A 12,148-nucleotide genomic window follows, 5' to 3' on the forward strand; every position below is an offset into this window, starting at 1 on the left:
AGCATACGCTAGTATAGCAAAATTTTCATAGAGTTCCAATTGCATGATGTCATAGAATCGATAAGAGTAGGGATGTTGATTTTTTAAACTTTCCAGTATAATAATTGAAGGAATTCATACATAACCTGATGATTGTACATGCATAGGGGGATAAAGGCGTGTTTAAATTCTGGAAAAACAAAAAGGGCGGGAACAGCGGAGAGAAATCGTCGCTCCCGGCAGCGGAAGAGAGAATGGAAGCCGTGCCGGACCGGATCATCGAGCTTACGGGCCGCGAGGTTCAGCGCAGCGTGGCCCCTGTTCTGGGCATGACGGTGCTTGACTTGGCCGAGCGGAATGAGGTGGATTGGAACTCTTTTTGCAAAAGAGGGACATGTGCGCGCTGCCGCTGCATGGTGGTGGAGGGAATCGAGTATCTGTCCGAACCCAATCTGTCCGAAGAACGGCGCCTGGATCCGGAAGAAATCGAAGAGGGGTACCGTCTCGGATGCCAGAGCAGGATCGAAACGGTCGGCCCCGTCAAAATCAAGCATGCTCCATACTTTTGACGATATAGAAGGACATATGACAGTAATATATATAAAGCAGGCAGCCGTACCATTGCGGCTGCCTGCTTTATTGAAAGGAAAACAAACGAAAATTCCTTCACTCCACGGCCATTTTGCTCTGTTCCCGGAACGAGCTTGGCGTTTGACCGGTAATTTTCTTGAATAACATCGAGAAATACTTGTCGTTGCCGTAGCCGACTTGGGAAGCAACCTCATGCACCGGCATTTCGGAATCCGCCAGCAGGCGCTTGGCCTCTTCAATCCGGCGGGATATCAAGTAATTGAAGGGGGAATCGCCGACTTCTTTTTTGAACAGATGGGATAAATAATGCTGGCTGACATACATCGTATCGGCAATGTCCTTGAGGCTGATGCTCTGGGTGTAGTTGGCGTCGATAAAGTGCTTGGTCCGCAGCGCGATTTCATTCTTGCCCTTCAAGGATTGGAATTGGTGTTTAACGTCCACGATGCGATAAATCACGGTAATCAATGACATCAGCAGGTTCGTGCTCAGCGTTTCATATCCCAGTACCTGCGAATCGCATTCGCGGAGGATCTCGGAAAGATAGCTCTCCACTTTATAAGCGTATTTCTCGCAGGATATGACCGGCTCGACATAGGCCGGCAGCAGCATCCCCTGAGGTACGCCTTCAATGTGAAGCGAATCCACGCCGCAATAGATTACCTTGAATGGCCCGTCCGTGATGGATTTCTCCTCATGGGGAATGCCAGGGTTATAGATAGCGACATCGCCTTTGTGAAGCTCATATACTTTACCTGCTATGGTGAATTCTCCGCGACCTTCAACCACATAGATGATCTCGCAGAAATCGTGGATTTGCGGCGGGCCATAAAAGAAGTCCTCGTCCACGACCTGGCCGGCAAAGAGCAGCTGCGGATTTTTGATGAAGCGGAAGTGATCGCTTTTACTATGCGAGATTTCGATTTTTGGCAAGGTCTCGTCCCTCCTGAAAGCAGCATCCTTTTCCTATTATAATGCATATTGCTCCTCGATGCCGAAATCGTTTGCAACCCGCTTACGCATAGGTACACTGTCTTGCTGAAATTGGGGACCGATATAACAATATAGTGGGTTATCCTTGAGCCCGAATCAACTTACAATGATGTCATAATCCTTATAGGGAGGCGTGACATACATGACAATTGAAAACGATTACAGATGGCGGGACGGATTTCCGAAAATCGGCATTCGCCCTACGATAGATGGCAGACGGAGAGGGGTAAGGGAATCCCTTGAGGAACAGACGATGAATCTGGCCAAGGCCGTCGCCGAGATGCTGACCAAAGAGCTTAAATATCCGAACGGCGAGCCGGTTGAATGCGTGATTGCGGATACTTGCATCGGCGGCGTTGCCGAAGCGACCGCAGCGGCCAAGAAGTTCAAGAATGCCGAGGTCGGCCTGACGATAACCGTTACGCCTTGCTGGTGTTACGGAACGGAAACGATGGATGCGGATCCTTCGCGTCCGAAGGCGGTATGGGGCTTCAACGGAACAGGGCGTCCGGGCGCGGTGTATTTGGCAGCCGTCTTGTCGGCCCATGCGCAGAAGGGACTTCCCGCATTCGGCATCTATGGCGAAGACGTTCAGGATGAAGGGGATACCCGCATTCCGGATGACGTTCAAGAGAAACTCCTGCGCTTTGCGCGGAGCGGGCTGGCTGCGGCCTATATGCGCGGACAATCGTACTTGTCCATGGGCTCCGTGTCGATGGGCATCGCCGGCTCGATCGTGGACGACAGCTTCTTCCAGGAATATCTGGGCATGCGGAACGAATATGTGGATATGAGCGAGTTTACGCGCCGTTTGGAAGAAGGAATCTATGATCCTGAAGAGTATGAGAAGGCGCTTGCTTGGGTGAAGGAGAACTGTACGGAAGGACCGGATAACAATCCGGATCATCTGCAGAACAGCCGGGAGCGCAAGGACCTCGAATGGGAAACCGTCGTCAAAATGACGCTGATCACCCGTGATTTGATGATCGGCAATCCGCGATTGAAGGAGCTTGGTTTCGAAGAGGAAGCCCAAGGCCACAGCGCGATCGCTTCCGGCTTCCAGGGGCAGCGCCAATGGACGGATCACTCCCCGAACGGAGACTTTCTGGAGACCATCCTCAACTCCTCCTTCGATTGGAACGGCAGACGTTCGCCGTATATCGTGGCAACGGAGAATGACAGCCTGAACGGAGTCGGCATGCTGTTCGGATACCTGTTAACCAATACGGCACAGATTTTCGCGGATGTGCGGACGTACTGGAGTCCGGCTTCGGTAGAACGGGTTACCGGCTATAAGCTTGAAGGCAAGGCGGAGAACGGCATCCTGCATTTGATCAATTCCGGTTCGGCTGCATTGGACGGAACGGGCGAGCAGGAGCTTGACGGCAAACCGGCCATGAAACCGTTCTGGGATATCACCGATGAAGAGGTTGATCGCACGCTCAAGGCCACGCAGTGGAGACCGGCTAACCTGGAGTATTTCCGGGGCGGCGGTTACTCGACCGACTACCTGACGCGCGGCGGCATGCCGATGACGATGTTCCGCCTTAACCTGGTGAAAGGACTTGGTCCCGTCCTGCAAATCGCCGAAGGCTATTCTGTGGACCTGCCGTCGGAGGTGCACGATACGCTCGATAAGCGTACAGACCCGACATGGCCAACGACTTGGTTCGTACCGAACCTCACGGGAGAGGGAGCCTTCTCCAGCGTTTATGAGGTCATGAACCAGTGGGGCGCCAATCACGGCGTGATCAGTTACGGACATATCGGAGCAGATCTTATCACCCTGGCTTCGGTGCTGCGAATTCCGGTCAACATGCATAATGTGCCCGCTAATGAGGTGTTCCGCCCGCGTGCATGGGGCATGTTTGGAACGTCCGATCCGGAAAGCGCCGATTTCCGCGCTTGCCAGAACTTCGGTCCTCTATATAAATAAGGTCATTCGAGAGGAGAGCGAATCATGCTGAATGTAGAAACGAGAAACGAGCTCTGCAAATATGCCAAAAAAATCGTCGACAGCGGACTCGTTGTAGGGCCTGGAGGGAACATCAGCGCCAGGGCAGGGGACAAAATGTATTTGTCCCCGAGCGGCTTCGCGCTGGAGGAGATCGAGCCGGAGCAATGGATCGAAGTGGATATCCCGACGGGCGATATTACCGATATTGGACTGCGGCCTTCCTCCGAAGTGCTGATGCACCTGTACGGATACCGCAGCAACCCTGACATCGGGGCCATGGTGCATACGCACCCGTCCCATTGCATTGCCTTTACGCTGGTGGAACAGGAGCTGCCGGTGATGTTCCCCGATCAGGCGGCATTGGTCGGCCGTACGGCTTATATCCCGTACATCATACCAACGACGGATTTGTTGGCAGATGCCGTCGCGGAGAAAGTGACCACGGCCAGCTCCATACTGCTGGGTAATCATGGACTGGTCACAACCGGCCGGAATCTGCGCGAAGCGTACTACCGGACCCAAGTGGTTGAAGAAAGCTCCAAAATTTACCTGAGCGCCAAGGCGGCCGGCACGCCGGTGCCGCTGACAGATCAGGAAGTAGACGATATTGCTGCTCTGGAGAGCGAGGATTATCGGATTCAGCTTCTGCAGAAGATGAAATAAATGTCGAGTTAAGGTTCGGATCTCGGGTCGTTGAAATTTGAATCGGTATCGTACTTAAGGTGAGAAAGGATGCGGCGTATGAGCAATTCATCTGCGGTGCTTGCGTTTGACTTGGGGGCCAGCAGCGGCCGGGCGCTGCTGGGCGAAATCACCGCTTCTGATCATGACTCCCCCGGCATACTGAAGATTACGGAGATTCATCGTTTTGCCAATACCCCTGTTCAGATGGGAGATCATCTGCACTGGAACTTCCCGATGCTGCTCCAGGAGGTCAAGCACGGCATCCGTAAAGCGTTTCAGGACGGTTATCGGCCGGTCAGCTATGGCATCGATTCGTGGGGCGTCGATTATGGACTGATTGACCGAAATGGGGAGCTCATCGGAGTGCCTTATCATTATCGGGACCTCCGGACGGAAGGCATGGTGGAGGAAACCTGCAAGCAGGTTGGCAGAGAGCGGCTGTTTCAAGAAAGCGGCCTGCAATTCATGCCGTTCAACACCATCTTCCAATTGAATGCGATGATTAAGGCGAAGTCGCCGATGCTGGATATCGCGGACAAGTTCCTGCTCACGCCGGATCTTCTGAATTATTTTCTTACAGGGGTTCAAGCATGCGAGTTCACCATGGCAACCACGACCCAGCTGTATCATGTTACGGAAGGCAAGTGGAATGAACGGTTAATGGATGAGCTGGGACTTCCCTCGTCCTTGTTCCTTGAAACCGTACAGCCGGGAAGCGTGATTGGCAGGCTGCAGGATGCCGTGGCGCAAGAGCTTGGCGTTCCGGCGATCGAAGCGATTGCCGTGGCGTCGCACGATACGGAATCCGCCGTGGTGGCCGTTCCGGCGAACGCCGCCAGGTTTGCTTATCTCGTATGCGGGACCTGGTCGCTTCTCGGAACCGAGCTGCCGGAGCCGCTCGTTCACCCGGACGTGCTGGAAGAAGACTTCTCCAATGAGGGTGGGGCTTATCAATCCTTTCAATTGTTGAAGAATATCATGGGCCTCTGGATTCTTCAGGAGTGCAAGCGGCAGTGGGAAAATGAGGGACTGAAGTATTCTTATGCAGAGCTGATTGAGCTCGCGGAGGACGCGGAGCCTTTCCGCAGCCTCATCCATCCCGATGATCTGCGCTTCATGAATCCGGCCGATATGACGGCTGAAATTCGGGATTATTGCCTGGAGACCGGGCAGCCCGTTCCGCAAAGCGCCGGTGAGTATGTCCAGTGCATACTGCAAAGCCTGGCCCTAAGATACCGGGAAGTGCTTGAACGGATGGAAGTCCTGACAGGGCAAGCGTACGATGGGCTTCATATGGTTGGCGGCGGCATTCAAAACGAGCTGTTATGCCGGTACACGGCGAATGCCATGGGCCGTACGGTATGGGCCGGTCCGGTCGAAGCCAGCGCCATCGGGAACATGCTGGTTCAATTTGTGGCCAATGGCACGCTGCGCAGCAGGGAAGAGGGAGTCGAGCTCGTGAAGCGGTCTTTTCCGCTGGCCTGGTATGAACCCGAATCCAGTGAGGATTGGGAGGCGGCGTTCCGGCGTTACAAGTCCTTGATCGGACAGCAGCAGGCACAGCCGTGATCATGAGAGCGTTCAGGGACTGACAGCTCCCTGTTAAGATTCTCAACTTGCTTCAAAATCTGATAAAGAAGGATGTCGTTCCATGCTAAAAGGCATATCTCATTTGCTCTCGCCTGAGCTGCTGAAAATACTTATGGAGATGGGGCACGCGGATGAAATCGTTCTCGGCGACGCCAATTTCCCTGCAGCCAGTCACGCCCGGCGGTTGGTCCGGGCAGACGGACACGGAATCCCTGCGTTATTAAACGCCATATTGCCGTTATTTCCGCTGGATACGTACGTCGAATCCCCGGTAGCGCTGATGGCCGTCACCCCCGGAGATACCGTGGAAACGCCGATCTGGGAGGATTATCGCAAGATCGTGCAGCAGTTTCACGCCGTTCCCGTTGATTTCGACGAGATGGAGCGCTTCTCGTTCTATGAACGCGCCAAGAATGCGTATGCCATCGTGTCGACGGGCGAACAAGCGCTGTATGCCAATGTTATCCTTAAAAAGGGCGTAGTCGTTTAGACTAACCGATGCAAGTGTTAAAGAAGAGATCGCTGCGGCGGTCTTTTTTTTCGGTTTCCAATGGTTCAAGCGGTTTTCATCATCATGCGTAAAAAATAAACACAACACCGCCGGATTGAACTACAATGAGCATTAGGCCAGATAACCTCAGCTGGTGTTTATGATGATCAAGTCAATGGAGGAGAACAGGCAACGCAGGAACACAGCGGGAAAGAAAGACGCCAAGATGATTCTGGCAAATACAAACCATCATAAAAATGAAGGTGAGATATTGTGAGAGGAACATACGCATCTTTATCGGTCGTATCAACGGCAACCAATTATATTATGGAGCAAGACAATGTAATGACGCGCACCTATCGTACCTATATCAAACCGAGAGAGTCCGGGCAGCTTGAGCTGAGATTCTGGCACAGCAACTCGGTAGATTCCACGTGGGATGTGGGCTCGGTGGCCAAAGGGAGTATGCCAGGGGGAGCATGGCGGATTGAAGCGGCTTATGCTGCCGATGGCGGCATCGGTCGGGATGGGCAGGTTGTGCCTGGGACAAGCGTGCAGGTTATGTTTGACGGGAATCCGGGTAAAACGGTAGCTCCCGGCGAGACGTTTTGGAGCGATCCGTTGCAGATCGAACTGCCCAAGGGACATGATTTGGCGTTCACGTGGACGATTACGACGCTTTCATCAGGTAAAACGGTGCCATACAATACGGAGGGGCTGCTTGTAACGGCTTATGAAGCTGAAGGGAATAAGGCGGATGACGAGTTTGGAGCAGCGTTCGTCCCGGCAGCGAGCCGCTTGGTCATGCCTGCATTTGCCGGGTATGCCAGATCGGTCAAGCAGCGGATGATCTTCCTAGGGGACTCTATTACACAAGGCGTAAGAACCGCGAAAGACGGCTACCAGTACTGGGTGTCCCGCATTGCGGATGGCCTCGGGCAGGACTACAGCGTATGGAATATCGGTTCCGGCTGGGCAAGGGCATATGATGCCTCGGCAGACGGTCCGTGGCTAGCGAAGGCAGCCGAAGGAGATATTGTTGCAATAGCGCTTGGGGTAAACGATATCGATATCGGAGCGAGAAGCTCCCAGGAACTGCTGGATGATTTATCAGCGATTGTAAAGCGTTTGAAACAGAGGGGAGATGGAACAAAAGCTCGAATCATTCTCTTTACAGTACCCCCGTTCAATTTTATGGGAGACAGGGAAGCGGTATGGCGAACCGTCAACGAAGCGATTCGCACCCGCCCTCCGGAAGGCGTGGACGCCGTGTTCGATATCGCAGATATTCTGTCCTGCCCTGCTCCGGAGGAACATCGGATCGAGCCGAAGTATATGAGCTCTTCCGATGATCCGCATCCGAACGGCCAAGCAGGAGCGGTGATTGCTGATGCTTTCCTGAAGTGGTTTGAGGCACAGCCAAAAAACTAAATCCGCACAGGCGGTTGAAAATGGAGATTTACTCAGATGGAAACGGACGGGTCGGTTTCATGCCAATGGTTGATGGAGAAAACAGCGCCAGTCAGACCGTAATCGGTCTGACTGGTCGTGGCTTCATCAAACTGCCATAAGCCGATAACTGGCTGATTGGCGTCGTTCGTCACTGTACAGGCTATACCACCACTGCTGTTCCGCTGACGGCCACCATCAGCATTCCCTCACGAATGACCTCATAGTCGATGTCCACCGCTACGATAGCGTTGGCCCCCATTCGCTCAGCCTTGTCTTTCATCTCGGCAAACGCTACATCCCTTGCTTCCTGCAGCTTGTTCTCGTAGGCTCCCGAGCGCCCACCAACAAAATCGGTAATGGAGGCCATAAAGTCCCTCACTACATTAGCGCCCATAATGACTTCGCCGTTCACAAGTGCCGATATACCTTTTAACCGGGTAACCTTCAATGGTAGATGTTGTTGTCATAATCATATGATATTCCTTCTTTCAAATAATTTTTATATAGCGTTTACGAATAAAAACACTTTCACCTGATGCTGATTTGGATAGCAGTACTAGGAAATATACGATCGTTTACCAGCGTGAGTGCTTTCTTTTAGTACGCCGACAGAAGAGGATTGGTTTCATGAATGGGCGTAAGAAGACAATTATACGCTAGAAAATGCTTATTGAATTTGCAGAGCAGGTGGCCAATAGGCGGTTGTTTCCTAAGGTATAGTAGTCACGCAAACAAATCTTGCATGGAAACCTGTAAGCCTGGATAAAGTTTGGATTCCGCAAAAGAGTCATGGGCTTGCGAGAAGTAGTTCACATCCGCGATCTCGCCGTCGGACAAGGAAAAGAGGATGACTTGAGCTTTCATCGGATCGATGATCCAATACTCTTTTGCGCCGCATTGCCGGTATAGATCAAGCTTCGGGATCATGTCCTTGCTACGCGTGGGCGGAGACAACACCTCGACGACGAGGTCAGCGTACCCATATATTTTCCCTTCTCATCGATTTGATCTTTGTCGTAAATGACGACCAGATCCGGCTGTACGACACAGATATTTGCCTCCTCCTTCTTTAATGTAATATCAAGTGGGGAAGTCAGCGGTGTACAGGGTTTCCTTTGAACCAATTGTAAAATGTGCCGTGCAGTTCATTAACCGCATGTTGGTGGTTGTATGAAGGGGAAGCCATGTTATACACGATCCCGTCGATCAGCTCGTGGCGCTGTTCCGAGCCTTCGGTTAGTTTCAGGAAATCCTCGTAAGTGACGTTGTCATTGTCGGCTGTATACTTTACAGCCTCCTCTCTCAGGACAGGTTCATCTGTGCCGGCATAGGCTATTAATTTGGCAATATCTCTGCCGTTTCTCGTCACGATGATGTCCTCGCCAGCCTCAGCTAACTTAAGATACTTTCCGAAATAGTTTTGCATATCGGTGGAAGTCATTCTCATAAAGTTCACCTCGATTTAGCTAATTTAAAGGTAGGATGATTTTTTCGAACGGTTTGCTTCTGCTGCAGGATCCAAGGTTGCATTGAAACTCACGGATTTGTGGCGGACGGTATTTCTCGCGCCATGCAAAGTGCTTACCTGCGCTTTCGGTACACTTTAGGAGATAGGCCATACACCTTCGAGAACTGACGGGTAAAATAATTGCTGTCATTGAATCCGCTCCGATAAGAAATTTCCGAAATCGGAAGGGGTGTCGTCTTTAACAGCCTGCATGCGTGCTCCAAGCGGAGCTGCAGAAGATAGGCGAAAGGCGTTGTTTGGTAATAGGATTGGAATATCCGATTCAGATGCCTGACGGATATATTGGATTTGGCCGCAATTTCTTCACGGGAAATGGGCAGCAAATAGTTATCCTCCATAAAGGAGATGGCTTTCGCCAAATGCATCAGATGAATTTGGGCTCCGTGACGCTCTTGCTTTTCATACTGCCGTGACAGCTGGACGACGAGCTCCATAAATCGCGAACGCAGGATGGTCTGGTAGCCCTGCAGCTTGTTCGCGTATTCCTCAATCATGAAGTCAACAACGGACGATACGTAATCCAGACTAGAGATCGGCAGGCTCATCTTGCTCAAGGCGTGGTTGATATTGCGGTAATACGGCTCCAGAACGAAAAGCGCCTGATACCCGTTCGATCTTTTGAACTCCGGACCCGCCAATTCCAACATCTCGGGCTTATACATGATGTTGCAAATACGAAACTCATGCGGGTCTTTATATCCATGGGAGGTGGTGCCGTTAATGACAAAGACGTCCCCCTTCTTGATAAACGATTCCTCTGTGTTGACGATATGGGTCGCATGACCATGCAAAACGATAACGAGTTCGGAGAAATCAACATGGTGATGCACGTACATGTCCTCTTCGTGTCCGCCATATTGAATAAAGAACTGAAACTGCTCATCGGTCGTAAACCAATCCAAATGTACGCTTCTCATTCGGCCACCCTCCCAAGTATATTATGTCGCATCTTGATGTCCTTATCATGCTATAATCCGGCTCTAAGATCAAGGAATAAGGACAAAACTAGAAGATATAATAGGACCTGAAAGTGAGTCGCTCTAAACCATTCATACAAAAAAGCTCGAAAGCATGATCTGCTGGCGACTGACAAGAAGATATTGAACAGGGGGTAAAGGCATGAAACACTGGAAGGGATTATCGCTGCTCTTGGCCATGATGCTGCTGGTTACTTTTATTCTGGCTGCGTGCAGCAGCGGTGACAGCGGCAATTCCGCAGGCAGCGAAGGGGGAGATTTGAAACCGGTTACAATTACGTATTTCAGCGCCGATTCGAACGCGAACTGGGCAAGTATGCAGGATGCCGTCGGCAAAAAGCTGACCGAGACGACGGGCGTTACGATCCAAGCCGAATTTGCGGTTGACGGTTCCAATCAGAAGCTGCCGCTGATGGTAGCGAGCGGTGAATATCCGGATCTCGTTTTCGCTAAAGGCGATGCGAATCTGTTCGTTGATTCGGGCGCTTTTATCGACCTTACCGATTTGATCGAAGAACATGCACCGAACCTGAAAAAGCTCTATCGGGATTACATGAACCGTCTGAAGTGGAGCAACGAGGATGAATCGATCTATGTTCTTCCGACGCTGAATGCGGTGGATCATCAGCAATTGGATGCCGGCGGAAACTTTCATATCCAGCATGAAGTGCTGAAAGAGCTCGGTTATCCGGAAATTAAGACCGTCAAGGATTTTGAGAAGGCGCTGAAGGATTATTATGAGAAGCACCCGACGATCGACGGTCAGCCAACGATTCCGTTGACGCTCAATGCGGATGGCTGGCGATTCATGATCTCCGTAACGGATGCGGCCGTGATTGCTACCGGTTTGTCAGGGGATGGGGAGTATTATGTTGATCCGGAAACGTATGAAGCGAAACTGCACTACAGACGTCCGGAGGACAAGGAATACTTCCGCTGGTTGAATCATCTCAACGCTACGGGCATATTGGACAATGAAACGTTCGTTCAGAAGACGGACCAGTACGAAGCAAAGATCGCCTCAGGCCGCGTTCTTGGCGTTATTGACGCCGATTGGGGGTTTGGAAACCCGACGAATGCGCTGAGAACGGCCGGCAAAGAGAACCGTACCTATGCGAGATTCCCGATCCAATTGGATGGGACGACCAAGGATGCTTCGTTCCAAAATGCGGGGTATGCAGCAGGCTGGGGCGTAGGCATCACGACATCCGCGAAGGATCCGGTACGGATCATCAAGTTCTTGGATTATCTGGCTTCCGAAGAAGGGCAAGTATTGATGAACTGGGGCATTGAAGGCGAGCATTACAATGTCAAAGACGGCAAACGCGTCATTCCGGAGGACGTGCAGGACCGCAAAGTTAACGACAACGCCAGCTTTACCAAAGAGAGCGGAATTGGATTATATAACAGTTTGTTTCCTCGTTATGGCGACGGCGCGAAGGATTCGACCGGAAATTATTATACGACCAACTTCCCGGAACAAATCAAGGCCAATTATACGCCATCAGCCAAAGAGACGCTGAAAGCGTATGGTGCGGAAATGTGGAAGGATCTCTGGCCAAAGTCGGAGGAATTTCCGACGAAGCCGTGGGGCGCGGCATATCTTATTTCCCCGCCGATCGACTCCAACATTGCAATCACCTACAAGCGGGTTGAAGAGATTGTTCGCAAAAGCATTCCGGAGATCATCCTTGCGGACCCGTCCCAATTCGATGCCCTTTACGATCAGTTCATTCAAGATCTGAACGCTGCCGGGGCGGAAAAAATGGAGCAGGAATATTCGGAGCTGGTTCGTGATCGGGTGGAGCTGTGGAATAACTGAACCGTTTGATTTGAGGGGCAGGCCCAAAAGCTGCCTCTCTTTTATGCCAATCTGTTTTCGCCATTGTTTCATAGACCATCGTTTC

At 51.6% G+C, this 12,148-nt stretch carries 12 protein-coding genes and 1 pseudogene; 7 read left to right on the forward strand and 6 right to left on the reverse strand.

The features are described from left to right. Window positions 1-158: 158 nt before the first annotated feature. Window positions 159-548: a 2Fe-2S iron-sulfur cluster-binding protein gene (locus AC3RCL_RS11415; RefSeq protein WP_492535387.1), complete on the forward strand. Its 390-nt coding sequence runs from the start codon at window positions 159-161 to the stop codon at window positions 546-548. 97 nt (window positions 549-645) lie between these two features. Here the strand turns inward: AC3RCL_RS11415 and AC3RCL_RS11420 are convergent, their stop codons facing one another. Further along, on the reverse strand, window positions 646-1,503 hold the full coding sequence (locus AC3RCL_RS11420; RefSeq protein ID WP_096774353.1) for an AraC family transcriptional regulator: 858 nt from the start codon (window positions 1,501-1,503) through the stop codon (window positions 646-648). Between the two features lie 202 nt (window positions 1,504-1,705). Here AC3RCL_RS11420 and AC3RCL_RS11425 point away from each other — a divergent pair, with 202 nt between their 5' ends. The 5 genes from AC3RCL_RS11425 (at window position 1,706) to AC3RCL_RS11445 (ending at window position 7,715) form a co-directional block, all read left to right on the forward strand. Beyond that, on the forward strand, window positions 1,706-3,499 hold the full coding sequence (locus tag AC3RCL_RS11425) for an L-fucose isomerase (protein ID WP_009592101.1): 1,794 nt from the start codon (window positions 1,706-1,708) through the stop codon (window positions 3,497-3,499). A gap of 24 nt (window positions 3,500-3,523) precedes the next feature. Continuing rightward, entirely contained in the window at window positions 3,524-4,183 is a 660-nt protein-coding gene (locus tag AC3RCL_RS11430) for a class II aldolase/adducin family protein (protein WP_492535388.1), read from the forward strand. A gap of 78 nt (window positions 4,184-4,261) precedes the next feature. Beyond that, the gene (locus tag AC3RCL_RS11435) at window positions 4,262-5,773 is read left to right on the forward strand and encodes a rhamnulokinase (protein ID WP_492535389.1); all 1,512 of its coding nucleotides are present in this window, start codon (window positions 4,262-4,264) and stop codon (window positions 5,771-5,773) included. Window positions 5,774-5,855: 82 nt separating this feature from the next. Further along, window positions 5,856-6,284, forward strand: coding sequence for an L-fucose mutarotase (fucU, locus tag AC3RCL_RS11440; protein ID WP_096774351.1), 429 nt, complete (start codon window positions 5,856-5,858; stop codon window positions 6,282-6,284). Between the two features lie 273 nt (window positions 6,285-6,557). Then, entirely contained in the window at window positions 6,558-7,715 is a 1,158-nt protein-coding gene (locus AC3RCL_RS11445) for an SGNH/GDSL hydrolase family protein (protein WP_492535390.1), read from the forward strand. 32 nt (window positions 7,716-7,747) lie between these two features. Here AC3RCL_RS11445 and AC3RCL_RS11450 read toward each other — a convergent pair whose 3' ends face one another. The 5 genes and pseudogenes from AC3RCL_RS11450 to AC3RCL_RS11470 form a co-directional block, all read right to left on the reverse strand. Then, entirely contained in the window at window positions 7,748-7,888 is a 141-nt protein-coding gene (locus tag AC3RCL_RS11450; RefSeq protein WP_452515822.1) for a hypothetical protein, read from the reverse strand. Between the two features lie 8 nt (window positions 7,889-7,896). Continuing rightward, a pseudogene (locus AC3RCL_RS11455) lies at window positions 7,897-8,209 on the reverse strand (YbjQ family protein). A 250-nt stretch (window positions 8,210-8,459) separates the two neighbouring features. Further along, a complete protein-coding gene (locus AC3RCL_RS11460) occupies window positions 8,460-8,663 on the reverse strand; it encodes a Uma2 family endonuclease (RefSeq protein WP_492535391.1) in 204 nt (67 codons plus the stop codon). Window positions 8,664-8,829: 166 nt separating this feature from the next. Further along, window positions 8,830-9,183 (reverse strand): type II toxin-antitoxin system prevent-host-death family antitoxin, encoded by a 354-nt coding sequence (locus AC3RCL_RS11465; protein WP_492535392.1) that lies wholly within the window; start codon window positions 9,181-9,183, stop codon window positions 8,830-8,832. Between the two features lie 134 nt (window positions 9,184-9,317). Continuing rightward, window positions 9,318-10,181 carry a helix-turn-helix domain-containing protein gene (locus AC3RCL_RS11470; RefSeq protein ID WP_492535393.1) on the reverse strand — a complete coding sequence of 288 codons (864 nt, stop codon included), beginning with the start codon at window positions 10,179-10,181 and terminating at the stop codon, window positions 9,318-9,320. Between the two features lie 202 nt (window positions 10,182-10,383). Between AC3RCL_RS11470 and AC3RCL_RS11475 the strand changes: the two genes are divergently transcribed. Continuing rightward, entirely contained in the window at window positions 10,384-12,063 is a 1,680-nt protein-coding gene (locus AC3RCL_RS11475; RefSeq protein WP_492535394.1) for an ABC transporter substrate-binding protein, read from the forward strand. Window positions 12,064-12,148: the final 85 nt, after the last annotated feature.

The sequence above is a fragment of the Paenibacillus sp. MT86 genome, from assembly GCF_058792535.1.